We start from the raw sequence: 23,313 nt of genomic DNA, 5'->3' as shown, positions 1-23,313 counted from the left end.
GGGGAGAGGGCTGATGGACGGAACGGACACCAAAGGTGCCCCGCCCGTGCTGATCCTGCTGGGTCCGCCGGGCGCGGGCAAGGGCACGCAGGCGCGGATGCTGCAGGAGCGCCACGGGCTGGTGCAACTGTCCACCGGCGACCTGCTGCGCGCCGCCGTCGCGGCCGGAACCGAGGCCGGCAACCGGGCGCGGGCGGTGATGGAGGCCGGCGAACTGGTGGGCGACGAGATCGTCCTCGCCATCCTGCGCGACCGGCTGGCCGAGCCCGACTGCGCGACCGGCGTGATCCTCGACGGGGTCCCGCGCACCACCGTGCAGGCCGAGGCGCTGGACGCGCTGCTTGCGGACAGCGGCCAGCGGGTCAACGCCGCCGTAAGCCTGGAGGTCGAGGACGCCGCGATGATCGAGCGGATCTCGGGGCGCGTCACCTGTGGCAGCTGCGGCGAGGGCTATCACGACAGCTTCAAGCCGCCAGCCGTGCCGGGGACCTGCGACAAATGCGGCGCAACGGATATGAGGCGGCGTGCCGACGACACCGCGGCCACGGTCGCGCAACGCCTGCAGGCCTATCACGCGCAGACCGCGCCGCTGATCGCCTATTACGACGCCGCCGGCGCGCTGGAACGCGTCGATGCGATGGGCGCGATCGAGGAGATCGCGACCGAACTGACCGCGGTCGTGACCCGGGCCACCGCCTGAGCCACGCCACAGGCCGGCCCGTCCGGGCCGGTGAACGGGAAAAGGAGGGGGAAAATTCCATGTCCCAAGACAACGACAACAACGCCTATTGGTCCGCCAATGTGCGTTTCATCCTGATCAGCCTCGCCATCTGGGCGCTGGTCTCTTTCGGCTTCGGGATCGTTCTGCGCCCGATGCTGGCAGGAATTTCCGTGGGCGGGGCCGACCTCGGCTTCTGGTTCGCCCAGCAGGGATCGATCCTCGTCTTTCTGGCGCTGATCTTTTTCTACGCCTGGCGCATGAACAAGCTCGACCGTGAACACGGCGTGGAAGAGGAATGAACCAATGGACCAATTCGTACTGAACCTGCTGTTCGTGGGCGCGAGTTTCACGCTCTACATCGGCATCGCCGTCTGGGCCCGGGCCGGGTCCACGTCGGAATTCTACGCCGCCGGGCGCGGCGTGCACCCGGTCACCAATGGGATGGCCACGGCGGCCGACTGGATGTCGGCGGCCAGCTTCATCTCGATGGCGGGCCTGATCGCCTTCACCGGCTATGACAACAGTTCCTTCCTGATGGGCTGGACGGGCGGCTACGTGCTCCTTGCGCTGCTGCTGGCGCCCTACCTGCGCAAGTTCGGCAAGTTCACGGTGTCCGAGTTCATCGGCGACCGGTTCTACTCGAAGACCGCGCGAATGGTGGCCGTCGTCTGCCTGCTGGTGGCCTCGATCACCTATGTGATCGGGCAGATGCAGGGGGTCGGCGTGGCCTTCGGCCGCTTCCTCGAGATCGACGCCTTCTGGGGCCTGATGATCGGGGCCTGCGTGGTCTTCGCCTATGCCGTCTTCGGCGGCATGAAGGGCGTGACCTACACGCAGGTGGCGCAGTACTGCGTGCTGATCATGGCCTACACGATCCCGGCGATCTTCATCTCGCTGCAGCTGACGGGCAACCCGATCCCGGCGCTGGGTCTGTTCGGCGAGCATACCGCCTCGGGCGAGCCGCTTCTGGCCAAGCTGGACCAGATCGTCACCGACCTCGGCTTTCGCGAATACACCGCCGCGCATGGCTCGACCATCAACATGGTGCTTTTCACCCTGTCGCTGATGATCGGCACCGCGGGACTGCCCCACGTTATCATGCGGTTCTTCACGGTGCCGCGGGTGTCCGACGCGCGCTGGTCGGCGGGCTGGACGCTGGTGTTCATAGCGCTGCTTTACCTGACGGCCCCGGCCGTGGGGGCGATGGCCCGGCTGAACATCTCCGAGTTGATGTGGCCCAATGGCACGGATGCGCAGGCGGTCAGCGTCGAGGCAATCGAGACCGATCCCGAGTATGCCTGGATGGCGACCTGGGAAAAGACCGGCCTGTTGGGCTGGGAAGACAAGAACGGCGACGGGCGCATCCAGTACTACAACGACGCCAACGACGATCTGCAGGAAAAGGCCGAGGCCAACGGTTGGCAGGGCAACGAGCTGACCAACTTCAACCGTGACATCCTGGTGCTGGCAAACCCCGAGATCGCCAACCTGCCCGGCTGGGTCATCGGCCTGGTCGCCGCGGGCGGTCTGGCGGCGGCGCTGTCCACCGCGGCGGGGCTGCTGCTGGCCATCTCCTCGGCCGTCAGCCACGACCTGCTCAAGGGGCAGCTGACGCCGAACATGTCGGAGAAGAACGAGCTTTTGGCGGCGCGCATCTCGATGGCGGCGGCGATCGTGGTGGCGGTCCTGCTGGGGCTCAATCCGCCGGGCTTCGCGGCACAGACGGTGGCGCTGGCCTTCGGACTTGCGGCGGCCTCGATCTTTCCGGCGCTGATGATGGGGATCTTTTTCGGCCGCATCAACAACACCGGGGCGGTCGCCGGGATGCTGTCGGGCCTCGTGGTGACGCTGGTCTACATCTTCCTGCACAAGGGCTGGTTCTTCATCCCCGACACCAACATGTTCACCGATGCGGACCCGCTGCTGGGGCCGGTCAAGTCCACCTCCTTCGGGGCGGTCGGGGCCATGGTCAACTTCGCGGTGGCCTATGTGGTCAGCAGCATGACCAAGGAACCCCCGCAGGAGATCAAGGACCTCGTCCAGAGCGTCCGCATCCCGCGCGGGGCCGGGACGGCCACCGACGGGCACTAGCCCGGCCGCCCTGCCGCAAAACCCGTCCTGCCCGCGCTGTTGCGGGCAGGACATCCTCTTGCAAGGCCCAGCCCCATGCCGCTGCCCCCCGACCTGACGCAGTTTCTCGCCTCGGTGCATCCCTATGACAGCCTGCCAGATGCGGCGCTGGCCGACCTGGCCGGGCAGGCCCGGACGCTGGATGTCGCCGTTGGCGACACGGTCTTCGAGGTCGGTGACACGGTGCGCCACCTCTACGTGGTCGCCGAGGGCGAGGTCGAGATCACCGACGGCACCGGCGTTCAGCTTTCCATTCTGGGCACCCGCAATTCCTTCGGCGAACGCGCCCTGCTGCGCGGCGATGCGGCCAGCCGCACCGCGACGGTCCAGGCCCCGGCGCGGCTGATCGCGATTGACGCCGACACCTTTTTCGAACTGATCGACACCCATGCCGCCGTCGCGCGCTTCTTCGACCGGCGCCGCCCGGAGCGGGGCCGCGACAAGGGCGTGGCGACCCTGCCGGTCGAACGGCTGATGACCCGCGACCCGGTGGCCTGCGCCCCGGATACGCCGATCCGCGATGCGGCCCGGCAGATGCATGACCGCCGGATTTCGTCGGTCTGCATCTGCGACGGCGATGCCTTTCGCGGCATCGTCACCCTGCGCGACATGACCGGCCGGGTCATCGTCGGCGGGCACGCCCCCGAGGCCCCGGTCGCAGGCATCATGACCGCGGCGCCGCTGACCCTCGCCCCCGATGCGCTGGTTTCGGACGTTCTGCACCTGATGGTCGAGCGCGGCATCGGCCATGTGCCCATCGTGGCGGGCGACAGGTTGCACGGCATCGTCACCCAGACCGACCTGACCCGCGCGCAGGCCATGTCCTCGGCCGATCTCGTGGGCAGCGTGGCCCGCGCCGCCAGTGCCGACGAGATGGCCCGCGCCACGGCACAGATCCCCGCGCTACTGCTGCAACTGGTCGAGACCGGTAACCGCCACGAGGTCGTCACCCGCCTGATCACCGACATCGCCGATACCGCCACGCGCCGCCTGCTGACACTGGCCGAGGCCCGGCTGGGTCCGGCTCCCGTGCCCTACCTCTGGCTGGCCTGCGGCAGCCAAGGCCGGCAGGAGCAGACAGGCGTCTCCGACCAGGACAACTGCCTGATCCTGTCCGACGACGTGACCGAGGCCGACATGCCCTATTTCGCCGCCCTCGCGCGGTTCGTCAGCGACGGGCTGGACCGGTGCGGATACTACCATTGCCCCGGCGACATGATGGCCACAAACCCGCGCTGGTGCCAGCCGCTGCGGGTCTGGCGCGACTACTTCGCCGGCTGGATCGCCAAGCCCGACCACGAGGCGCAGATGCTGGCCTCGGTCATGTTCGACCTGCGCCCCATCGGCGGTGATGCCAGCCTCTTTGCGGGCCTGCAGGCCGAGACGCTGGCGGCGGCGGCGAAAAACTCGATCTTCACCGCGCACATGATCGCGAACTCGCTCAAGCACCAGCCGCCGCTGGGCCTGCTGCGCGGGCTGGCGACAATCCGGTCAGGCGAGCACCGCAACCGGCTCGACCTCAAGATGAACGGCGTCGTCCCCGTGGTCGACCTCGGCCGGGTGCAGACCCTGCAGGGCCGGTTGCGCCCGGTGAACACCCGCGCCCGGCTCGAGGCCGCGATCGCGGCCGGCGTGCTGTCGAAATCAGGCGGCGCGGACCTGCTGGATGCCTACGACCTGATCGCCACGATGCGGCTGGACCACCAAGCCGCCCAGATCAAGGCGGGCAAGGCCCCGGACAACTTTCTCGACCCGTCCGACCTGTCGGATTTCGAGCGCAGCCACCTGCGCGACGCCTTCGTGGTGGTCAAGACGATGCAATCTGCGGCAGGGTCGGGCAAGGGCGCGATAGGATAAGCCATGTTTGTCGAACTGATCGCCACAGTCTTCGCCGGGATCGCCTGCGCCGGGATCGTCATGGTCGCGAACCGTCTGGCGGGGCGCCGGCTGCCGCGCTGGCTGATGCCCGTGGCCGCCGGGGCCGGGATGATCGCGATGACGATCTCGAACGAATACACCTGGTTCGACCGCACCGCGGATCGCCTGCCCGAGGGCGTGGAGATCGCGCGCACCGTGCAGGAACACGGCTGGCTGCGGCCCTGGACGCAGATCTGGCCCTATACCAAGCGGTTCGTCGCCGTCGACACCGGCACCCTGCGCCGCAACCCCGCCCTGCCCGGCCAGCGCATGGCCGATCTCTATTTCTTCGGGCGCTGGTCGCCGGTCAACCAGGCACCGATGCTGTTCGACTGCACCGAGGGGCGCGCGGCCCTGCTGATCGACGGGGCGGCCTTTGCTAAAGACGGCCGCGTGGCCGACGCCGACTGGGAAACCATGCCCGACGACGACCCGATCCTGAGACGCGTCTGCGAGGGCTGACATGCTGACACGCCTCGGCCTGCGCCTGCGGATCTTCCTGTTCTTCTGCCTTCTGGCGGCCGGCGGGGCGGCGCTGGCGGCCGGGGCGCTCTGGCTGGGCTGGTCGCGGGCCGAGGCGGCGCTGCCGACCGCGCCCTTCGTCACCGCCTTCGTCGTCTTCGCCTTCGTCAATACCGGGCTGGCCCTGGGCGTGTGGCTGTTGTTCGACGAATACGTCGCCAAGCCGATCAACACGCTGTCGGCCTCGCTGCGCCTGCGCGCCCATGCGGGCGTCGACAGCGCGGTCGACGCCGAGGCGGCGCGCTATCTCGGCGACCTCGCCCCGGCCGCGCAGGCCCTGACCGAGAGCGTGAGCAGCACGGTCATGGACTCGGCGGCGCATGTCGCACAGGAAACCCGGCGCCTGCGGTCGGAATCCGACCGCCTGACCGCCCTGCTGACGGAAATGCCGCTGGCCACGATCCTGCTGAACCCGTCGCTGGAAATCGTCCTCTACGATGCGCAGGCGGCCGATGTCCTCGCGCGGGTCGCGCCGCCGCGCCTGAAGGCACCGCTGGCGGATTACTACGACCTCGCCCCGTTGCGGGCCGCGATGGATAGGCTGTCGCCCGAGACGCCGGAAGCCGCGTTCGACCTGCCGGACCCCACCGGCGCAACGGCCCATGACGCGCGGGTCAAGGCGCTCGGCGACGACGGGTTCATCGTCTTCATCGAGGTGGCGGCGCGGGACCACCCGCAACCGGCCCCGCGTCCGCTGGTGTTCGATTTCGACCTGATGACAAGCCCCGGGACACAGGAAATTTCCGACACCCCGTTGCGCGACCTGAGCTTCGTGCCCTTCGACACGGAAACCACAGGGCTGTCGGTGGCGCAGGACGCCATCGTTCAGATCGGCGCCGTGCGGGTTCTGGGCGGCCGCATCATTGAGGGTGAGGAGATCGACACCTATGTCGATCCCGGCTGCCCGATCCCGCCCGCCGCGACCCGGATACACAAGGTCGGCGACCATCACGTCAGGGGCGCCCCGGACATCGGCGCGGCGGGCCGCGCCCTGCACCATTTCGCGCGCGACTCGGTTCTTGTCGCGCACAACGCGCCCTTCGACATCGGGCTGTTGCGCCGGTTCGCCCCTGAGATGGGTGTCGAATGGCCCCATCCGGTGGTGGACACGGTTCTGCTGTCGGCGGTGGTTTTCGGCACCAACGCCGAGCACTCGCTGGACGCGCTCTGTGCGCGGCTGGACGTGACCCTCCCGTCCGATCTGCGCCATACCGCGCTGGGCGATGCCCGCGCCACGGCCGAAGCGCTGGTCAAGCTGCTGCCGCTGCTGGAGGGCAAGGGGATCGGGACCTTCGGCCAGCTGGTGCAGGAAACCGGCCGTCACGGCCGGCTGCTGGAGGACCTGAACGCCTAGCCTATCACGGCGTCACGCGGTGCCCGCCGCTGGGGCTCCGGCCCTGCTGCAGGACCTGGCCGGTAACCTCGGGATCGGCGCTGACGATCGCGTTTCAGGTCACCCGTACCACGTTCTCGGCTCCCGGCAGCAGGACCATGCCTTTCCTCGGGGTCATGACGCGATCACCGTAACGCAGGCCTCGGCCATCAGGGCATCGGACCTGTCTTCAATCCGGCGTTCCAGCGTCTTCATGAAATCGGGGCCGGACAGGCCCGACGGGATCGGGTCGAGGAACTCCACCACCGCGATGCCAGGCCGGCGCATGATCCCCTTGCGCGGCCAGAACAGGCCCACGTTGCAGGCCACCGGCACGCAGGGCTGACCGGACTCGGTATAAAGCACCGAAGTGCCCACCTTGTAGGGCGCTTTCACCCCCGGTGTGATGCGCGTGCCCTGCGGGTAGATGATCAATTGCCCCGGGTCAGCCCGGCCCGCGGCCACGTCGGCCACCATGCGCTGCACCGCCTGCGCGCGCTTGCCCCGGTCAACCGGCACGCAGCCGATGCGCAGGGCATACCACCCCAGGATCGGTGCCTTCGTCAGCTCGGTCTTCATGATGAACTTGCCGCGCGGCACGCTGGAATAGATCAGGATGATGTCGAGGAAGCTCTGGTGCTTGGCGGCGATCAGGCATTCCCCGGCCGGCGGCGTCCCGCGCACCTCGGTGCGGATGCCGACCATCCAGGGCGCGGCCCGTTTCACGAAACGGCACCAGGCATGGCAGGCGGCGATGGCCCCGTCGCGGCCGCGCAGCGCCGCCGGAAGATAAATCAGGCCATAAGGTATCATCGCGGCGTAGATGACCACGACGAAGACGAGCGAGCGCAGCCATTGAACGAGCTGCATCAGGATTGCTCCTTCAGGCTGCGCAGGGCCGCCTGCCGGGTTGCGAAGAACGCGACCAGCGCCGCCAGGAGCGGGATCAGCAGCGGCTGCAGCCAGTGCCAGCCCTGGAACCCCAGCCCGGTCAGGAAACCGCCCGCGACGTCCGCTTCGGGCAAGGCCCAAACCGCCAGCGCCCCCAGCAGCGTGCCGGCGGCTGCCCCGCTCAGGGCGCGCAGGGTGAAGCGGCGCACGAAGGCCCGCGCGATGTAGGTATCCCGCGCACCCACCAGCCGCAGAACCCGGATCACCTGGGCATTGGCCGCCAGCGCCGCATTCGCCGCCAGGGTGATCATCGCCGCCATGGTCAGCGCGATCAGGCCCATGGAGACCCCGGCCAGAAGCCGCAGCCGCCCCGCCGCGCGCAACAGCGGGTCGCGCCAGCGTCCGTGATCGTCCAGCACGGCGCCCGGCACCTCGGCCTGGAGCCGCGCGCGCAATCCGGCCGGGTCATAGCCCGCGCCCTCTTCCACGATCTCGACCAGCTTGGGGATCGGCAGCGTCTCGACCGGCAGGTCGGGGCCGAACCACGGGTCCAGCAGGGCGCGCTGTTCGTCGGCTGTCAGGGGCCGCGCCTCGGCGACGCCGGGCGTCGTCTGCAACACCTCGACGGCGGCCCGGGTCTGTGCCTGCATCTGGTCCGCGGGCGCCGAGATGCGCAGGGTCGAGGTGCGCGCCAGCTCCTGTGACCAGCGATCGGCCAGCCGCCCCGTTGCCAGCGACATGGCCAGAGCGAAGACCGCCAGAAAGGCCATGGCCGCCGCCGACAGCACCGTCAGCCGCGCGGTGAACCCGGTGGGCGGCACCACCCGGTCGGCTTGCGGATCACCGGCCATCAGCCCGAGCATTCGGCGCAGCCGCTCCATCACAGGTGCGCCCCCGCGGCCTGGACGCGCCGGTCCTTGAGGCGCAGTACCCGCACCTCGACCTCGGACTTGGCGGCCCGGATCAGCGCCAGGTCATGGCTGGCGATCAGCACGGTCTTGCCAAGACGGTTCAATTCGATCAGCAGCGTCAAGAGCCGCTGGGACATATCCCAGTCGACGTTGCCGGTGGGTTCATCGGCCAGGATCACGTCCGGCGACATGATGACGGCCCGGGCCAGCGCGGCGCGCTGGCGTTCCCCGCCAGAGAGTTCGGGCGGCAGCTGCCCGGCCTGCCGGCGCAGCCCGACCCAGCCCAGCAGCGCGTCCAGGTCATCGGGGGCGGTCTCGCGCCCCGAGACGGTCAGCGGCAGGGCGATGTTCTCGGCCACGGGCAGGTGATCGAGGAACTGGCAATCCTGGTGCACCACGCCGACGCGGCGGCGCAGCTGCGCGATACCGTCACGCCCCAGCGCGCGGGTGTCGCGTCCGAAAAGGCGGACATGGCCCGAGGTGGCCGTCAACTCGCCGTAGCAAAGCTTGAGCAGTGTGGTCTTGCCGGCCCCGGACGGGCCGGTCAGGAAGTGGAACGACCCCGGCGCGAGGGACAGCGAAACCGAGGAAAACAACTCCCCGCCGCCGTAGCTGTATGCGACACTGTCCAGCTCGATCACGCCCGTCTCCCCCTCTTGGCGATGTTCTGGCGGAAAAGCCATCTGTATGCAATTGGCCACGGGGGAAATCCGCCTCGGCCCCGCAGGTCGCAAATACTTTGCGCCGCCAGCGGCCTGCGGGTAGGCTTTCGCGGCAAGAGCAGAAACAGGCCCCGGCACGGGGAAAGGAGCCGACAAATGCGGCTGGCATGCCCCAACTGCGGCGCAGAATACGAGGTTGCCGACGATGTCATCCCGGAGAGCGGCCGGGACGTGCAATGCTCAAACTGCGGCCATACCTGGTTTGAACAGCCGGGCACGGTGGCCACGACGGCAACGCCCGCACCGGACGCGGTCCCCGCACCGGACGAGGCCGATGCACCGGAGTCCGATGACTGGCGCGCGGCTGATCCCGACCCCACGCCGGACGCTGCCGCGGAGGCGGAACCGGAACCGGACCCCGCGTCCGATCAGGCGCCCGAATCGCCAAGCCGGCCCGAGCGCCGCACCCTCGACCCGGAGGTTGCCGACATCCTGCGCGAGGAACGCGAGCGCGAGGAAGCCGCCCGTCGGGCCGAGGCGGCGGCCCTCGAAAATCAACCCGACCTCGGCCTTGACGACAGCGCCACGCCTGAGGACCAGCGCGGTGCCGAGGCGCGCCGCCGCATGGCCCGGCTGCGCGGGCAGGACACCTCCGAACCCCGTGGTCCTGCCGCCACCGCCGCGGCCGCCGCGGCCACGGTCGCCGCGCAACCCGAGCAGGACCAGAGCCGCCGCGACATGCTGCCCGACATCGACGAGATCAACTCCACCCTGCGCTCGGGCGGCGAGGTCACCGCCGCGCCTGCCGAAGAATCGGAGCCGCCGCGGAAATCGGGCGGTTTCCGGCTCGGGTTCCTGCTTGTCGTCGGCCTGGCCGTCCTGGCCGCCCTGGCCTATGCCTTCGCCCCGCAGATCGGCGCGCGGGTGCCGCAGTTGGCCGATCCGCTGACGGCCTATGTCGCGCAGGTCGACGCGTGGCGCCTTTGGCTGGACCTCACCCTGCAAGACCTGACGGCCGCGATGGAGGGCACCGATAGCGGCCCCGCGGCACCGCCGGAGGCAGCCCCCGATGTCTCGCCCGATCCGCCCGCCACGCCCGAGGCCCCGGACACAGCGCCCGAGTAAGGGCACGGCGCCCGATCGCCACGACCCTGCGCTTCATCGACAGCGGTTCGACCGCCCGTGCAGGGTGCCAACATCCACCACCCCCGGCTGCCCACACCGGCAGCAGGACACGGCACCAGGGCGCCGCGCGATCAGCGCCCTGTTCAGGTATATCGACCGGTTGGGTCTTGCCGGGTCGCGCCGGTCGCGCCAGCCGATCGCCCTGGACTACCGCTCCAGCCGGCTACGCAGGTCCTCGGCCTCGGCGCGGGCGGCGCGCAGCCCGTCCATGGCGGCGCGCAGTTCCGCCTCGGTCTGGGCCATCTGGTTGGTCATCTCGGCCTCGCGCTGCTGCAGGTAGGTGATCGCCTGGTCGCGCGTCTCCTCGGCCTCGTGCAGGGCCTGGGCCATCTTGTCCAATTCGCCGACCTCGGACTTGCTGACCCGCGTGAACCGGTTGATCAGCCAGTTCGCGAACCAGCCCAGCGAAAAGGCCACGAACAGCACGATCGCCGTGGCGATGATGAACTCCGTTCTATTCATCCGTCTCTCCCGTCGCGGCATCTTCGCCGCCTTCGCCGCCGTCCCCGTCATCCGTCGCCGCAGCGGTCGCGTCTTCTTCCGTGCTGTCCGCGCCCTCCGGCTCGATCAGCGAGAACTCGATCCGGCGGTTGGCCTCGCGGCCCTCTTCGGTGTCGTTATCGGCGATCGGGTTTTCCTCGCCGTAGCCCACGGCGCGGAAGCTCGATGTCGGCACCCGCCGCATTCGCAGCGCCGCGAGCACCGCCTGCGCGCGCTGCTTTGACAGGCGCTGGTTCATGACCTCGCGGCCCTGGCTGTCGGTGTAGCCCGCGATCTCGATGCGCAGGTCGGCGCAGCGGCGCAGGATGTCGGCGATGTCGTCCACCACCGATATGGCCGGGCCGGAAATCGTGGCCGATCCCGGCTCGAAGGTTATCTTGCGATCGGCGGTCACAGTCTGGATCTGCGCCAGGCACTCTTCATCCGTCGGCATGGCCGCGATCGGGTCCAGGTCCTCGACATAGGTGACGTCGATCTCGAAATCCTGATCCTCGCCCAACTTGTCGATCAGCAGGCGCGACACCTTGGCCCCGGCGTCTTCGTCGCCGGACTTGCCGCGCACGGCGACGCGGCCGGGTTCGACCACGACCGCCCCGTTGGACAGCGCGGACAGCGCGTCGAGGCCGGCCAGGACGCGTACGCTCCAGTCCTCGGGCAGCCCTTCGACCACGCGTGTGCCCATGGTGATGTCGTCGGACCCGAACCGCGCGCGGGCATAGTTCTCGGCCGTTGTGTTCAACAAGGGGTCCGAGACCCGTCCGCGTAGCTGGACCATCCCCTCGGGGCTGAGCGTGGCAATGAACTGCGGCGTCCCCTCGGGGGCGTCCTCGGGCGCCCGCGGCAGCACCGCCTCCAGCGCGTAGAGATCCGGCAGGGCATTCTCCAGGGCGCCGGCCACGCTGTCGAACCGGTCTTCTTCGGTTCCCTGCGGTGCGACCAGCGTGATATCGGCGTCCGACAGCGTCACGGTCCCGCCGCCAAGGTCGGCCACCGCCGCGATGGATCGCTCCACCGCCTGCGCCCAGGTCCCCGAGGGCGCGCCCAACGCCTGGGTGCAGCCCACGCGCCCCTTGGCCCCGGCATCGCGGGCGGCGGCGACGATGCGCTCTTCGGCCTCGGGCGTGTCTGCCAGGCAGCTTTCGAAGCGCGCACCTGTGTCATCCTTGACGAACCGGGTTGTGAAGGGCGTGATCACCGGGCGCGGGGCCATGATCTGCAGGTCGACCTCGACCCCCTCGGGGCGGTTGCGCGCGAGGTCCCGCTCCAGCCGGGCCTTCTCGGTGTCGGACTCGGCAATGGCCTCGACAGTGACGCGGCCCGCCCGAACCGAAACCTTGGATCGCGGCAGGGCGGCCAGCGCGCGCATGGCATAGTCGACCGCCGGCTCCCATCCGGCGGGGCGCGGGTAGTCGGCGGTCTCCAGCAGGTCGGCGACGTCGTCGGGCGCCTCGGCCAGGTCCTGCAGTCTGGCGTTGAGCCCGGCGCGGTCGGTCGCGTCCGGGATCAACCCGATCACCGAGATGCCGCTGTCGTTGCGTAGCACCTCCATCGAGAATTCCGGCGGCGCGACCCCGTTGGGATCGGCGACGGACATGTTGTCGATGACGCGGCTGGCGTCGACCTGTCGGCCGGCTGTGGAGATCGCCCGGAACCGCTCGGCCTCACTGCCCGCCTCGCCCTCGAGCACGATCTGCAGCCCGTCGCCGATCACCGAGGCAAAGCCCAGCCCGCGATCCCCAAGGGCGGACTCCACCGCCGCGACCGATGTCCGTTCGACCGTCTGCACCGCCGTCCGCGCCGCCACCACGCAGAGCACCGCTGCCAACGCGAAGACGGCGACACGAATGAATAGCTCCGACAGACGCATGGGTCCTCGACTTGGGCAGGGTCGCGACTGCATAGGCCCTCGCCCGGCGGGGTTCAATCACAGCATCAGGGCGACGGCGAAAAACGGCAGGGGGATCAGACCGGCGTCCCGGTTCGAGCGGAACAGCCGCAGCAGGCCGGGGGAGTCCTCGGGGTCGAATTGCCGCAGCTGCCACAGCAGGTGCCAGCCCATCGCCCAGGGCCCGCCCAGCGCCACCACCAGCGCCAGGACCGAACGGTCGATGCCGGCGAGGATCACCGCCAGCGCCATCAGGCTGACCGTGGCCACCAGGAACCGGCGCAGCCAGCGCGGCGTGGCCGCGCCAAACAACCGCGCGGTTGACTTGACCCCGATCAGGGCATCGTCCTCGGCGTCCTGATGGGCATACACGGTGTCATAGAACAGCGTCCAGCCCATCCCCGCGAGGTAGAGCGCCACGGCCGGCCAGCCGAGGCTGCCCGAATGGGCGGTATAGGCCAGCAACGCGCCCCAGTTGAAGGCCAGCCCCAGGAAGATCTGTGGCCACCAGGTGAACCGCTTGGCGAAGGGATAGACGCAGACCGGCCCCAGCGCCAGCACCCCCAGCAGGATCGCGTTCAGGTTGAAGGTCAGCAGGATCAACAGTGCGACGAGGCTCTGCGCCGCCATCCAGATCAGCGCGCCGCGCGGGCTCACCGCGCCCGAGGGGATGGGCCGCGACCGTGTCCGCGCGACCCCGCCGTCGATGTCGCGGTCGGTGATGTCGTTCCAGGTGCAGCCGGCCCCGCGCATCAGCACGGCGCCGACGGCGCAGCCCAGCGCGATCCAGGCATCGCCCCAGTCCGCGCGCCCGGTCTGCAGCATGGCCAGCGCGAGCCCCCACCAGCACGGCAGCAGCAGCAGCCATGTGCCGATGGGCCGGTCGGCGCGGCTCAGCCGCAGGTAGGGCCGCGTCGGCGCGGGCGCACGACGGTCCACCCAATTGCCGCGATAGGCATCTGCGACGGTGCCAGCCTGCTCTGGCGTCTCGGGCGTCCCGGTCATAGTGTCCCCGCATGTCCAAGGTCCGGCTTTATGTAGATCACCCGCTGGGGGCGGGGCAAACCATTCCCCTCGACCGCGATCAGGCGCATTACCTTTTCGGGGTGATGCGCCTGGGCGCGGGGGCGGTGCTGTCCGTGTTCAACGGGCACGACGGAGAATGGGACGCCGAAGTGACCGAGGCCGCCAAGCGGCGCGGTACCTTGACCAGCCTGGTGCAAACCCGCCCCCTGCAGGCACCGCCCGACCTCTGGCTGCTCTTCGCCCCCGTCAAGAAGGCGCGCACCGACTTCATCGTCGAGAAGGCCACCGAGATGGGCGCGCGGCGCATCTGCCCGGTGCTGACCGATCACACCAATTCCGAGCGGGTGCGGGTGGACCGCCTGCAGGCGCACGCCGTCGAGGCGGCCGAGCAATCGGGCGGCACCTATGTGCCCGAGGTGGCCGACCCGGTGAAGCTGGACCGGCTGCTGGCCGATTGGGACGGCGCCCGCGCGCTTATGGTCTGTGACGAGGCGCGGATCGGGGCCGTGGATGGCCTGCCGGCGGCCCTGCGCGCTCCGGCGGCGGTCCTGATCGGCCCCGAGGGCGGGTTGTCCCCCGGCGAACGCGCCCGGCTGCAGGCGATGGACTGCGCCACCGCCGTGTCGCTGGGCCCGCGCATCCTTCGCGCCGACACGGCGGCGGTCGCGGCGCTGACCCTGTGGCAGAACGCACACGGTGACTGGTGATCCGCCCCGAGATCAAGGCCCTGCTGCTGCGCTGGCGCGAGGCGCTGATCGGGCTGGGCGTGGCGGCACTGGGGCTCTACTGGGGGTTGGCCGCTTTCGGCATCCTGCGCTGGCTGGGCTGGGCGCTGGTCGTGGCCGGGATGGCGCTTGTCATTACCGGGGTCCAGCGCGGGCGGTTCCGCCGCGCCGGCGACGGGCCGGGCATCGTCACGGTGCGCGAGCGCCGCGTCGCCTACATGGGCCCCGAGGCCGGCGGGTTGATGGACATGGACACGCTCGCCCGGCTGGAACTGCACCCCGGCGGCCCAGACTGGGTGCTGGTGGGCGCGGACGGCAGCCGCCTGACCATTCCCGCCGATGCGCGCGGGGCCGATGCGCTCTTCGACGTCTTCGCGGCGCTGCCGGGGGTCGGGCTGGATCACCTGCTGCAGGCGCTCGACCGGCCCGGACCCGAGGCGCGCACGCTCTGGACGCGCGCGGCGCCCGGGGCGCGCAGGCTGCGCTGATCCGCGCCGAAACGCACAGCCGGCGTGCATTGACTTGCCCGGTGGCGCGATGCACCAAGCGTCGCGACAATTGCAGAAATGAGAGGGGCGCGCGCCCATGTCCATTCCCCAGTCCGGCGGCGGCCCCATCGAGAGCCGCGACCAGCTTGCCGCCTACCTCGAAGCGGGCTGCAAGCCCAGGTCCGACTGGCGCATCGGCACCGAGCACGAAAAGTTCGGCTATTGCACCGACACCCTGCGCCCGCTGCCCTATGACGGCGAACGCTCGATCAAGGCCATGCTGGAGGGGCTGCGCTTTCGCTATGGCTGGGCGCCGGTCTTCGAGGGCGAGAACATCGTCGGGCTGGAAAAGGAGGGCGCCAATGTTTCTCTTGAGCCGGGCGGGCAACTGGAACTGTCGGGCGCACCGCTGGAGACGATCCACCAGACCTGCGACGAGGTGAACACCCACCTGCGCGAGGTCAAGGACATCGCCGACGAGATCGGCGCGGGTTTCATCGGCCTCGGTGCCGCCCCGGTCTGGACGCATGGCGACATGCCGATGATGCCCAAGGGGCGCTACCGGCTGATGACCGACTACATGGGCCGGGTCGGCACACATGGCACCCAGATGATGTATCGCACCTGCACCGTGCAGGTGAACCTCGACTTCGAGTCCGAGGCGGACATGGTCCGCAAACTGCGCGTGGCCCTGGCCCTGCAGCCGGTGGCCACGGCGCTGTTTGCCAATTCTCCCTTCTTCGAGGGCAGGCTGAACGGCCACAAGAGCTGGCGCAGCCGCATCTGGCGCGACCTGGACGCGGACCGGACGGGCATGCTGCCCTGGGTGTTCGACGACGGCATGGGCTTCGAGCGCTGGGTCGACTACGCGCTCGATGTGCCGATGTATTTCGTCTATCGCGACGGCCGCTATATCGACGCGCTCGGCCAGTCCTTCCGCGATTTCCTGGACGGCCGGCTGCCCGCCCTGCCCGGCGAGGTGCCGACGCTGTCGGACTGGGCCGATCACCTGACCACGATCTTTCCCGAGGCGCGCATCAAGAAATTCATCGAGATGCGCGGTGCCGACGGCGGCCCCTGGCGGCGGCTTTGTGCCCTGCCCGCCTTCTGGGTGGGGCTGATGTATGACCAGGGCGCGCTGGACGCCGCCTGGGACCTGGTCAAGGACTGGGATGCCGAGACGCGCGAGGCCTGGCGCGTCGAGGCTGCTGTTCACGGGTTGCAGGCCCGCGTTGGCGGCCGCGCGATGCAGGACCTCGCGCGCGAGGTCGTCGATATCGCCCGTGGCGGGCTCAAGGCCCGCGCCCGGCCCGGGCTTGGCGGCATGGTCGTGGACGAGCGCCACTTCCTGCACGCGCTGGAGGACACGATTGAAACCGGCAGAGCCCCGGCGGACGAACTGCTCGAGGCCTACCACGACGACTGGGGCGGCGACCTGACCCGGATCTACAAGGAGTTCAGCTACTGAGCGCCCCGCCCGGCCGCCCGCGCGACCGGCCGGGGTCCCTCATGCGAAGGGTCAGGCCGGGTTGACCGGGCCGAGCGGGTTATTGCCCCACGCGTTGGCCCGATCCTCACCGGGCTGAACGAACCAGTAGATCAGCACGATCGCACCGATTATGGGGACGAAGCCCAGCAGCAGCCACCAACCGCTCTTGCCAAGGTCGTGAAGACGGCGCACGCCGACCGCGATGCCCGGGATCAGCAGGCCGAGCAAGACGATCAGAGACAGGAAGGCAAAGGCCGCAGCCATGCTTACCAGCAGGTTCAAGAACACCTGCACGAGGATGTTGAAAAGAACGAACCACCAGTACTCGGACCGGCTGGACCGGCCCTGGAAATCCGCGTAACGCTCGAGCAGCGCGGTGCGGACGGCTGTTGTGAAATCCATGAATGGAACTCCGTTGTGACAACGTCAGAATGTCGCTGCCAGACTTCGCCATCGCGGGGTGGCAGGTCAATGACGAATTGTCGCGGGGCGGGGCTATTCGTCGCTCTCGACCCGGTGATCGGCCAAGGGCGTGTAAAAGGCGCCATCGCTGACAACGATGGCCTGCACGCAGGGATCGACCCCGGTGCCGTCGCAAAGGCTGCCGTGCCGGTCGATCAGGATCACCGCCGGATAGCCGGCCGAGAGGCGCACCACGCGATAGCCGAAGGTCGTCCAGGCCGCGACGTGCTGCCCGTCGGCCAGGAAATAGACCGGCGCCCCGCCAGTGCCGTGCCGGAAGCTGAGCGCGCGGTTGCAGAAGATGTGGTTGAAATCCACGACCACGTCGTCCCAGTCGCCGCTCCCGGCCCGCGCGCCGTCGCCGTCCAGGTCATCGGCGGTGATCGCGCCCGGCTCGAATATCAGCTGTGCGTCTTCGCCGAAAGCGCGGCATTCGGCGCGCGCTTCGGTGATGATCCGCGCCACGGCCGGGTAGGTCTCGGTCCAGTGGGCGATATCGGGCTGCGCGGCTGCCGACCCGGGCAGCAGCGACAGGCCAAGGGCCAGACAAAGGGGCAGGGATCTCATGATTTGTCTCCGATCCGTTTTTCGGTCCCTGACAGGATGCGGCGGATGTTGTCGGCGTGGCGCATAAGGATCACCGCGGCAAGCACGCCGCACAGCAGGGCCAGGTCCGCCCGCCCGAGCAGCGCCGCCCAGAGCGGCGCCAGCACCGCCGCCACCAGCGCCGAGAGCGACGAGATGCGGAACACCGCCGCCGTGGCTGCCCAGGTCGCGCAGGCCGCCAGACCCAGCGGCCAGGCCAGCGCCAGCAGCGTGCCGAGAAAGGTCGCCACCCCCTTGCCGCCGCGAAAGCCCAGCCAGACCGGGAAACAATGCCCCAGGAAGGCCGCCAGCCCGGCCAGTTGCACCGCGTCGCCTGCAACAAAGGCGCGCGCCAGGAAAACCGCGATGGCACCCTTGCCCGCGTCCAGCGCCAGCGTCAGCGCCGCCGCGACCCGGTTGCCCGTGCGCAGCACATTCGTGGCCCCGATATTGCCCGAGCCGATCCGGCGCAGGTCGCCCAGCCCGAAGAGCCGCGCCATCAGCAGCCCGGCCGAGATCGACCCCACGAGATAGCCGATCAGCGCCCAGAAGCCGAGCAGGGGAACAGGTGTCACGATCTCGGGCATGGCACCTCCCGCGGGGCGGGGGGCGCTGCGTCGACGCAGCGCCTGCGCCCCGTCCACGGGGCGCCGCCCCGCTCAGCCGAAAACACGCTGCCCCCCCGACCAGGTGCCCAGCACCCGGCCTTGCAGGATGGCCCCGTCGAAGGGCGTGTTGCGCGATTTCGACTGCAGCGCGGCCCGGTCGAGGCGGTAGCTGGCGTCGGGGTCGAACAGCACCAGGTCCGCCGGGGCGCCCCGGGCCAGGCGGCCGGTCTCCAACCCGAGCCGCGCCGACGGGGTCAGCGACAAGGCCCGGAACAACTGCGGCAGGCTCAGCGCGCCGGCATGGACCAGCCGCAGCGCGGCCGGTAGCAGGGTTTCCAGGGCCACGGCGCCGCTGGCGGCCTCTTCGAAGGGCAGGCGCTTGGATTCCTCGTCCTGCGGGGTGTGCATGGACGAGATGACATCGATCAGCCCCGCGCCCAGCGCCTCGACCACGGCCTGGCGGTCGTCCTCGGCGCGCAGCGGCGGCTTGAGCTTGAAGAAACTGCGGTAGTCGGCCACGTCCAACTCGTTGAGCGTCAGGTGATGCACCCCGACCCCGGCGGTGATGTCCAGCCCGTTGCGCTTGGCCCGTGCCAGCGCAGGCAGGGCGCGGGCGGTGGTGATCTGGTCGGCATGATAGGTGGCGCCGGTCATCTCCAGCAGGGCGATGTCGCGGTCCAGCCCCATGCGTTCCGCCATGGGCGACACCCCCGGCAGCCCCCGCAGCGCGGCGAACTTGCCGCTGGTCACTGCCGCCCCTGCCGACAGGCCCGGGTCCTGCACATGGCCGATCACCAGCGCGTCGAGTGAGCGCGCGTAGGTCAGCGCGCGGGCAAAGACCCGCGTGTCGGTCACGACCCGGTCGGCATCCGAAAAGGCCACGGCGCCGGCGTCCATCAAAAGGCCGATCTCGGTCATCTCGCGGCCCGCGCGGCCCTTGGTCAGGGCGGCCATGGGCAACACCGTGACCGGCGTGTCGGCGCTGGCCCGGCGTTCGACGAATTCCAGCGTTTCCGGCGTGTCGATGGCCGGCTGCGTGTCGGGGCGGGTCACGATGGTGGTAACGCCCCCGGCCACGGCCGCCCGGCCCGCGCTGGCAAAGCTCTCCTTGTGGCGCTCGCCCGGCTCGGAGACCTTCACGCCGATGTCCACGATCCCGGGGGCCAGGCAGGCGCCGCCCGCGTCGACGCGGGCGGCCTCGATCCCGGCGGTGTCGCCGGTGATCACGTCGCCGATGCGCGCGCCTTCGATCAGCACCGCGCCCGGGGTCTCGCTGCCGGCCTCGGGGTCGACAAGCCGGGCATTCTCGATCAGCATTTTCATCCCGGCCCCCCTTTTGCACGTTGAAGCCGCACCATGACGGCGGGCGCGTCGGCCTGGTACTTGATCAGGTGCTTGTCGCCCGACGCGGTGACCACCTGCACCGCCGAGCCCAACCGGCGCACCGTCTCGATCTCGCCCAGGGCGATGTCGCGGCCGGCCGGGCCCAGCAGGCGCCGGTCGGTCAGGTCCCAACGCACGCCCATCTCGTCGCTCATGACATACCAGCCGCGCAGGGCGATGGCGGCAAGCCCGCCGATGGCGCCGGTCCAGACATGCGGGTTGCCAATGGCCCAGAGCACGCCCATGCCCGCCAGCATGGCGACCGCCGCCATCCAGGCCATGTCGCGCCAGTAGGTCATGCGGTCGGCGGTGAAACTGGCCTGCACGGTTTCATCCGGGGCCAGCGCGACCGTCGGTGTCAGTTGATAGTCGCTCATGCCCCCACCCAGATCATCACGCCGACCAGAGCGAACAGCACCAGCAACGCAAGCGTCGCGATCCGCCCGGACATGGCCGCGTCCGAGGGGCGTTTGGCGGGCGCATCCCCGATCGCCCCGCTGGCGGCGTCGGTTCGCAGCGGCGGGCGCAGCGTGAAATCCGGGGTCTCGGTGTAGCGGCCGACCAGCGTCAGCGGCGCGCTGGGCGCCAGACGGTCGATACCCTCGGCCAGCGCGCCCGACAGCACCAGCAGCACCGGCCCGGTCAGCCCGTCAAGCCGCGCGCGGTCGGGATCGACGCTCGCCGGGTCCATGCCGTTGGCCTCGACAAGGTAATCGGCCAGGCCGTAATCGGCGAGGGCCTCGGCCATGAAGAGCTCCACGTGCGAGGGGGCCAGCCGCCCGGCGCCGACGGCCTGTTCCAGCGGCGTGGCCCGGTCAGGCCCGGGGGCGTCATCCGCGCCGCGGAACCCCGCCAACTCCGCCTCGGCCAGGTCCGCGGTGAAGACCCAGACGGTGCGAACCGCGGCCGCCGGTATCGCCAGTTGGTCGGTCATGATGCCTCCGCCGCGGCGGTGTTGATCGCCTGCGCCAGCGCGGGCCGATCGCGCACGTAGGAAAGCCGCAGCCCCCGGCGCGCGCCACCGTGGCAGGACACGCGCACGCCGGTGCCGCGCGGCTCGGCCCGGTCCACCACCGTCATCGCGACCTCCTCGCCCTCTTGCAGTATGATGCGCTGCGCCGTGATCCAGGCGCGGTGACGGCCCAGGCGAAATCGTTCCTGCAGCAGGATCATGCAGGTCACGAAAACGGGCACGGCCGGCCAGAAACTGTCGGGAAAGACCGCCGCGAAGGCCGCGACCGGCAGCAGCGTCAGCCCCAGCATCCCCAGCGCCGTCAGCTGGAAGGCGCGCAGCGACGGCACATGATCGAAGATCACCGCTTCCCCGTCCTGCAGGGCCGGGCCGCCGGCGCGGGCGGTCATACCATCACTCCGGCGGCCTCGGCCCCGCGGCGGGCGCGCAGGTTGCGCGCCAGCAGGTCCATCGCGGCCATGCGCACGGCGACGCCCATCTCGACCTGTTCGTGGATGACGCTGCGGTTGATGTCGTCGGCGATGGTTCCGTCGATCTCGACCCCGCGGTTCATGGGGCCGGGGTGCATGACGATGGCATCCGCCCCGGCATGGGCCAGTTTCTCGGCATCCAGCCCGTAGCGGTGGAAATACTCGCGTTCGGAGGGGATGAAGCCGCCGTCCATGCGTTCGCGCTGCAGGCGCAGCATCATCACCACGTCGACGTCGCGCAGGCCCTCGGCCATGTCGTGGTAGACCTCGACGCCGAACTCGGCAACCTGCGCGGGCATCAGCGTGGGCGGGCCGACAAGGCGGATGCGGTTTTCCATCTTGCCCAGCAGCAGGATGTTGGAGCGCGCCACCCGGCTGTGCGCGATATCGCCGCAGATGGCGATGGACAGCCGGTGCAGCCGGCCGTGGTGGCGGCGAATTGTCAGCGCGTCCAGCAGCGCCTGGGTGGGGTGTTCGTGGCGCCCGTCCCCGGCGTTGAGCACCGCGCATTCGACCTTCTGCGCCAGCAGGTCGACCGCGCCGGACTGCGGATGCCGCACCACCAGGATATCGGGACGCATGGCGTTGAGCGTGAGCGCGGTGTCGATCAGCGTCTCGCCCTTTTTCACCGAACTGGCCTGCATGGCCATGTTCATCACGTCCGCGCCCAGCCGCGTTCCGGCGATCTCGAAACTCGCCTGCGTTCGGGTGGAATTCTCGAAGAACATGTTGATCTGGGTCAGCCCCTCCAGCACGTCGCGGCGGGTGCGGCCCTGGCGGTTGTGCTCGGCGTAATGGTCGGCAAGGTCCAGAAGCACGGTGATGTCCTCGGGCGAGAGATGCTCGATCCCCAAGAGGTGCTCCGCGCGGAAGGTCATGGCGTCTTCCCCTTGTCCGTGCCGGGTTGTCCGTGCCGTGGGCGGGACTGGGGCGGTTATAGGTGCGCCCCGCGGCAGGGGCAAGCGGCATGGCTTTTGCCCGGCCGCGTGCGGGGGTAGGGTGACATTATGGAATCGGCACTGGATTACTCGACCGCGAAGGCGCTTCTCGAATGGCAGATCGAGATGGGCGCGGACGAGGCCATCGGGGACGCTGCCCTGAACCGCTACGAGCTGGGCGAGACGATGCCGCGCGCTGCCGCGTCGCCAACCGTAACACCGCAACCGCAATCGGGCACGGCGCCCGCCGAAACGGGGACTCCCGCGGCCCGGACGGACGCCACCACCGCCGCACGCGAGGCCGCGCGCACCGCGCAGGACCTGGCCGGCCTGCGCGCCGCCATGGCCGCCTTCGAGCATTGCGACCTCAAGAGCGGGGCGCGCAGCCTGGTCTTTGCCGACGGAATCGCCGGCGCGCCGGTGATGATCCTGGGCGAGGCCCCGGGCCGCGACGAGGATCGCGAAGGCCGGCCCTTCGTGGGCAAGGCCGGCCAGTTGCTCGACCGGATGCTGGCGGCCATCGACCGCGGGCGCGACCGGGCCGAAGCCCCGGTTTATATCTCCAACGTCCTGCCCTGGCGGCCACCGCAGAACCGCACGCCGGACAAGGCCGAGATCGCGATGATGCTGCCCTTCGTGGAGCGCCACGTCCAACTGGCCGCGCCGAAAATCCTGGTGCTCATGGGCAACACGCCCTGCCAGGCGCTGCTGGGCCGGTCGGGCATTACCCGGATGCGCGGGCACTTGACCCAGGCGCTGGACCTGCCCGTCCTGCCGATGTTCCACCCCGCCTACCTGCTGCGCAACCCCGCCGCCAAGCGCGAGGCCTGGGCGGATTTGCTGGCGCTCAAGGCACAACTGAAGGAACTTTAATGACCGGCCTGGACGAGACGCGCGCCTTCATCCCCCTTCGGATCGCCATCCTGACGGTCAGCGATACCCGCTCGCTGGCCGAGGACCGCTCGGGCCGGACCCTCGTGGATCGGCTCGAGGCCGCAGGCCATATCCTCGCCGAGCGCAAGATCATCCGCGACGAGCGGGCCGAGATCCGCGCGCAGTTGCGCGACTGGATTGCCGCTCCGGAAGTTGACGTGGTCATCTCGACCGGCGGCACCGGCCTGACGGGCCGCGACGTGACGGTCGAGGCCCACCGCGATGTCTACGAAAAGGAGATCGACGCCTTCGGCACGGTCTTCACGATCGTCTCGATGAACAAGGTCGGCACCAGTGCCATCCAGTCGCGCGCGACGGGGGGCGTGGCCGCCGGCACTTACCTCTTCGCCCTGCCCGGCAGCGCCGGCGCCTGCAAGGATGCCTGGGACGAGGTTCTGCAATATCAGCTCGATTATCGCCACCAGCCCTGCAACTTCGTCGAGATTTCCCCCCGGCTCGAGGAAGGCAAGCGGCGGAAATGAGCGGTCCTCACGTATACGTGTCAAACCACCGCATGTGATCGACCGCGGCCCCGT

At 69.7% G+C, this 23,313-nt stretch carries 26 protein-coding genes; 12 read left to right on the top strand and 14 right to left on the bottom strand.

Annotation, left to right across the window (positions count from 1 at the left end):
* Positions 1-13: 13 nt before the first annotated feature.
* The 6 genes from BU124_RS09410 to BU124_RS09385 all read left to right on the top strand — a co-directional run bounded on the left by BU124_RS09410 (position 14) and on the right by BU124_RS09385 (position 6,644).
* Positions 14-700, top strand: coding sequence for an adenylate kinase (locus BU124_RS09410; protein WP_084863053.1), 687 nt, complete (start codon positions 14-16; stop codon positions 698-700).
* Positions 701-759: 59 nt separating this feature from the next.
* A complete protein-coding gene (locus BU124_RS09405) occupies positions 760-1,020 on the top strand; it encodes a DUF4212 domain-containing protein (RefSeq protein WP_084863050.1) in 261 nt (86 codons plus the stop codon).
* Positions 1,021-1,024: 4 nt separating this feature from the next.
* Positions 1,025-2,812, top strand: a complete 1,788-nt coding sequence (locus BU124_RS09400) for a sodium:solute symporter family protein (RefSeq protein ID WP_084863048.1) — start codon at positions 1,025-1,027, stop codon at positions 2,810-2,812.
* 75 nt (positions 2,813-2,887) lie between these two features.
* On the top strand, positions 2,888-4,708 hold the full coding sequence (locus BU124_RS09395) for a DUF294 nucleotidyltransferase-like domain-containing protein (RefSeq protein WP_084863046.1): 1,821 nt from the start codon (positions 2,888-2,890) through the stop codon (positions 4,706-4,708).
* Between the two features lie 3 nt (positions 4,709-4,711).
* Positions 4,712-5,230: a hypothetical protein gene (locus BU124_RS09390; protein WP_084863044.1), complete on the top strand. Its 519-nt coding sequence runs from the start codon at positions 4,712-4,714 to the stop codon at positions 5,228-5,230.
* A gap of 1 nt (position 5,231) precedes the next feature.
* Positions 5,232-6,644, top strand: coding sequence for a 3'-5' exonuclease (locus BU124_RS09385; RefSeq protein WP_084863042.1), 1,413 nt, complete (start codon positions 5,232-5,234; stop codon positions 6,642-6,644).
* A 153-nt stretch (positions 6,645-6,797) separates the two neighbouring features.
* On the opposite strand, the gene BU124_RS09380 is transcribed toward BU124_RS09385, so the two are convergent.
* The 3 genes from BU124_RS09380 to BU124_RS09370 are packed head-to-tail and all read right to left on the bottom strand — an operon-like array spanning position 6,798 to position 9,105.
* Positions 6,798-7,535 carry a lysophospholipid acyltransferase family protein gene (locus tag BU124_RS09380; RefSeq protein ID WP_143529940.1) on the bottom strand — a complete coding sequence of 246 codons (738 nt, stop codon included), beginning with the start codon at positions 7,533-7,535 and terminating at the stop codon, positions 6,798-6,800.
* Positions 7,532-8,434: a cell division protein FtsX gene (locus BU124_RS09375; RefSeq protein ID WP_179141894.1), complete on the bottom strand. Its 903-nt coding sequence runs from the start codon at positions 8,432-8,434 to the stop codon at positions 7,532-7,534. The genes BU124_RS09380 and BU124_RS09375 overlap by 4 nt, the downstream gene beginning before the upstream one ends.
* On the bottom strand, positions 8,434-9,105 hold the full coding sequence (locus BU124_RS09370) for a cell division ATP-binding protein FtsE (RefSeq protein WP_084863036.1): 672 nt from the start codon (positions 9,103-9,105) through the stop codon (positions 8,434-8,436). Before BU124_RS09370 ends, BU124_RS09375 begins: the two co-directional genes overlap by 1 nt.
* Positions 9,106-9,282: 177 nt before the next feature.
* Between BU124_RS09370 and BU124_RS09365 the strand changes: the two genes are divergently transcribed.
* Positions 9,283-10,251 carry a zinc-ribbon domain-containing protein gene (locus BU124_RS09365; protein WP_084863033.1) on the top strand — a complete coding sequence of 323 codons (969 nt, stop codon included), beginning with the start codon at positions 9,283-9,285 and terminating at the stop codon, positions 10,249-10,251.
* 207 nt (positions 10,252-10,458) lie between these two features.
* On the opposite strand, the gene BU124_RS09360 is transcribed toward BU124_RS09365, so the two are convergent.
* From BU124_RS09360 to ubiA, 3 genes are read right to left on the bottom strand one after another with little or no spacing between them, the layout of a single operon-like run.
* Positions 10,459-10,773: a hypothetical protein gene (locus BU124_RS09360; RefSeq protein ID WP_084863031.1), complete on the bottom strand. Its 315-nt coding sequence runs from the start codon at positions 10,771-10,773 to the stop codon at positions 10,459-10,461.
* Positions 10,766-12,679 carry an OmpA family protein gene (locus BU124_RS09355; protein ID WP_084863028.1) on the bottom strand — a complete coding sequence of 638 codons (1,914 nt, stop codon included), beginning with the start codon at positions 12,677-12,679 and terminating at the stop codon, positions 10,766-10,768. The genes BU124_RS09360 and BU124_RS09355 overlap by 8 nt, the downstream gene beginning before the upstream one ends.
* Before the next feature lie 57 nt (positions 12,680-12,736).
* On the bottom strand, positions 12,737-13,702 hold the full coding sequence (gene ubiA, locus BU124_RS09350; RefSeq protein WP_084863026.1) for a 4-hydroxybenzoate octaprenyltransferase: 966 nt from the start codon (positions 13,700-13,702) through the stop codon (positions 12,737-12,739).
* Positions 13,703-13,713: 11 nt separating this feature from the next.
* Between ubiA and BU124_RS09345 the strand changes: the two genes are divergently transcribed.
* From BU124_RS09345 to BU124_RS09335, 3 genes are all read left to right on the top strand, one after another.
* On the top strand, positions 13,714-14,430 hold the full coding sequence (locus tag BU124_RS09345) for a 16S rRNA (uracil(1498)-N(3))-methyltransferase (RefSeq protein WP_084863023.1): 717 nt from the start codon (positions 13,714-13,716) through the stop codon (positions 14,428-14,430).
* Positions 14,427-14,936: a hypothetical protein gene (locus BU124_RS09340; protein WP_084863020.1), complete on the top strand. Its 510-nt coding sequence runs from the start codon at positions 14,427-14,429 to the stop codon at positions 14,934-14,936. The genes BU124_RS09345 and BU124_RS09340 overlap by 4 nt, the downstream gene beginning before the upstream one ends.
* Positions 14,937-15,033: 97 nt before the next feature.
* Positions 15,034-16,404, top strand: coding sequence for a glutamate--cysteine ligase (locus BU124_RS09335; RefSeq protein ID WP_084863017.1), 1,371 nt, complete (start codon positions 15,034-15,036; stop codon positions 16,402-16,404).
* A 51-nt stretch (positions 16,405-16,455) separates the two neighbouring features.
* Here the strand turns inward: BU124_RS09335 and BU124_RS09330 are convergent, their stop codons facing one another.
* From BU124_RS09330 to BU124_RS09295, 8 genes are all read right to left on the bottom strand, one after another.
* Positions 16,456-16,827 (bottom strand): DUF805 domain-containing protein, encoded by a 372-nt coding sequence (locus BU124_RS09330; RefSeq protein WP_084863015.1) that lies wholly within the window; start codon positions 16,825-16,827, stop codon positions 16,456-16,458.
* A 93-nt stretch (positions 16,828-16,920) separates the two neighbouring features.
* The gene (locus BU124_RS09325; protein ID WP_084863013.1) at positions 16,921-17,454 is read right to left on the bottom strand and encodes a hypothetical protein; all 534 of its coding nucleotides are present in this window, start codon (positions 17,452-17,454) and stop codon (positions 16,921-16,923) included.
* Positions 17,451-18,059 (bottom strand): glycerol-3-phosphate 1-O-acyltransferase PlsY, encoded by a 609-nt coding sequence (plsY, locus tag BU124_RS09320; RefSeq protein WP_084863011.1) that lies wholly within the window; start codon positions 18,057-18,059, stop codon positions 17,451-17,453. The genes BU124_RS09325 and plsY overlap by 4 nt, the downstream gene beginning before the upstream one ends.
* Positions 18,060-18,131: 72 nt before the next feature.
* Complete coding sequence (gene pyrC, locus BU124_RS09315) at positions 18,132-19,403, bottom strand: dihydroorotase (RefSeq protein WP_084863009.1); 1,272 nt, start codon at positions 19,401-19,403, stop codon at positions 18,132-18,134.
* Positions 19,400-19,840: a hypothetical protein gene (locus tag BU124_RS09310; protein ID WP_084863007.1), complete on the bottom strand. Its 441-nt coding sequence runs from the start codon at positions 19,838-19,840 to the stop codon at positions 19,400-19,402. The genes pyrC and BU124_RS09310 overlap by 4 nt, the downstream gene beginning before the upstream one ends.
* A complete protein-coding gene (locus BU124_RS09305; protein ID WP_084863005.1) occupies positions 19,837-20,397 on the bottom strand; it encodes a hypothetical protein in 561 nt (186 codons plus the stop codon). The genes BU124_RS09310 and BU124_RS09305 overlap by 4 nt, the downstream gene beginning before the upstream one ends.
* Positions 20,394-20,825, bottom strand: a complete 432-nt coding sequence (locus BU124_RS09300) for a hypothetical protein (RefSeq protein ID WP_084863002.1) — start codon at positions 20,823-20,825, stop codon at positions 20,394-20,396. Before BU124_RS09300 ends, BU124_RS09305 begins: the two co-directional genes overlap by 4 nt.
* Positions 20,822-21,784 (bottom strand): aspartate carbamoyltransferase catalytic subunit, encoded by a 963-nt coding sequence (locus BU124_RS09295; protein ID WP_084863000.1) that lies wholly within the window; start codon positions 21,782-21,784, stop codon positions 20,822-20,824. The genes BU124_RS09300 and BU124_RS09295 overlap by 4 nt, the downstream gene beginning before the upstream one ends.
* A 129-nt stretch (positions 21,785-21,913) precedes the next feature.
* Between BU124_RS09295 and BU124_RS09290 the strand changes: the two genes are divergently transcribed.
* Together BU124_RS09290 and moaB are read left to right on the top strand one after the other, a co-directional pair.
* Entirely contained in the window at positions 21,914-22,717 is an 804-nt protein-coding gene (locus BU124_RS09290; protein WP_084862997.1) for a uracil-DNA glycosylase, read from the top strand.
* Complete coding sequence (gene moaB, locus BU124_RS09285) at positions 22,717-23,259, top strand: molybdenum cofactor biosynthesis protein B (protein ID WP_084862995.1); 543 nt, start codon at positions 22,717-22,719, stop codon at positions 23,257-23,259. Before BU124_RS09290 ends, moaB begins: the two co-directional genes overlap by 1 nt.
* The last annotated feature ends 54 nt before the right edge of the window (positions 23,260-23,313 follow it).

This window comes from Salibaculum halophilum (assembly GCF_002094885.1).
Lineage (GTDB): Bacteria > Pseudomonadota > Alphaproteobacteria > Rhodobacterales > Rhodobacteraceae > Salibaculum > Salibaculum halophilum.
This window is presented reverse-complemented; position numbering and strand designations above follow the sequence as displayed.

Excerpts from the sequence above, each read along its gene's own strand:
- BU124_RS09410 (WP_084863053.1), top strand. The coding sequence starts at position 14 with ATGGACGGAACGGACACCAAAGGTGCCCCGCCCGTGCTGATCCTGCTG.
- BU124_RS09405 (WP_084863050.1), top strand. The coding sequence starts at position 760 with ATGTCCCAAGACAACGACAACAACGCCTATTGGTCCGCCAATGTGCGT.
- BU124_RS09400 (WP_084863048.1), top strand. The coding sequence starts at position 1,025 with ATGGACCAATTCGTACTGAACCTGCTGTTCGTGGGCGCGAGTTTCACG.
- BU124_RS09395 (WP_084863046.1), top strand. The coding sequence starts at position 2,888 with ATGCCGCTGCCCCCCGACCTGACGCAGTTTCTCGCCTCGGTGCATCCC.
- BU124_RS09390 (WP_084863044.1), top strand. The coding sequence starts at position 4,712 with ATGTTTGTCGAACTGATCGCCACAGTCTTCGCCGGGATCGCCTGCGCC.
- BU124_RS09385 (WP_084863042.1), top strand. The coding sequence starts at position 5,232 with ATGCTGACACGCCTCGGCCTGCGCCTGCGGATCTTCCTGTTCTTCTGC.
- BU124_RS09375 (WP_179141894.1), bottom strand. The coding sequence starts at position 8,434 with ATGGAGCGGCTGCGCCGAATGCTCGGGCTGATGGCCGGTGATCCGCAA.
- BU124_RS09365 (WP_084863033.1), top strand. The coding sequence starts at position 9,283 with ATGCGGCTGGCATGCCCCAACTGCGGCGCAGAATACGAGGTTGCCGAC.
- BU124_RS09360 (WP_084863031.1), bottom strand. The coding sequence starts at position 10,773 with ATGAATAGAACGGAGTTCATCATCGCCACGGCGATCGTGCTGTTCGTG.
- BU124_RS09355 (WP_084863028.1), bottom strand. The coding sequence starts at position 12,679 with ATGCGTCTGTCGGAGCTATTCATTCGTGTCGCCGTCTTCGCGTTGGCA.
- ubiA (WP_084863026.1), bottom strand. The coding sequence starts at position 13,702 with ATGACCGGGACGCCCGAGACGCCAGAGCAGGCTGGCACCGTCGCAGAT.
- BU124_RS09345 (WP_084863023.1), top strand. The coding sequence starts at position 13,714 with ATGTCCAAGGTCCGGCTTTATGTAGATCACCCGCTGGGGGCGGGGCAA.
- BU124_RS09335 (WP_084863017.1), top strand. The coding sequence starts at position 15,034 with ATGTCCATTCCCCAGTCCGGCGGCGGCCCCATCGAGAGCCGCGACCAG.
- BU124_RS09330 (WP_084863015.1), bottom strand. The coding sequence starts at position 16,827 with ATGGATTTCACAACAGCCGTCCGCACCGCGCTGCTCGAGCGTTACGCG.
- BU124_RS09325 (WP_084863013.1), bottom strand. The coding sequence starts at position 17,454 with ATGAGATCCCTGCCCCTTTGTCTGGCCCTTGGCCTGTCGCTGCTGCCC.
- plsY (WP_084863011.1), bottom strand. The coding sequence starts at position 18,059 with ATGCCCGAGATCGTGACACCTGTTCCCCTGCTCGGCTTCTGGGCGCTG.
- pyrC (WP_084863009.1), bottom strand. The coding sequence starts at position 19,403 with ATGAAAATGCTGATCGAGAATGCCCGGCTTGTCGACCCCGAGGCCGGC.
- BU124_RS09310 (WP_084863007.1), bottom strand. The coding sequence starts at position 19,840 with ATGAGCGACTATCAACTGACACCGACGGTCGCGCTGGCCCCGGATGAA.
- BU124_RS09305 (WP_084863005.1), bottom strand. The coding sequence starts at position 20,397 with ATGACCGACCAACTGGCGATACCGGCGGCCGCGGTTCGCACCGTCTGG.
- BU124_RS09300 (WP_084863002.1), bottom strand. The coding sequence starts at position 20,825 with ATGACCGCCCGCGCCGGCGGCCCGGCCCTGCAGGACGGGGAAGCGGTG.
- BU124_RS09295 (WP_084863000.1), bottom strand. The coding sequence starts at position 21,784 with ATGACCTTCCGCGCGGAGCACCTCTTGGGGATCGAGCATCTCTCGCCC.
- BU124_RS09290 (WP_084862997.1), top strand. The coding sequence starts at position 21,914 with ATGGAATCGGCACTGGATTACTCGACCGCGAAGGCGCTTCTCGAATGG.
- moaB (WP_084862995.1), top strand. The coding sequence starts at position 22,717 with ATGACCGGCCTGGACGAGACGCGCGCCTTCATCCCCCTTCGGATCGCC.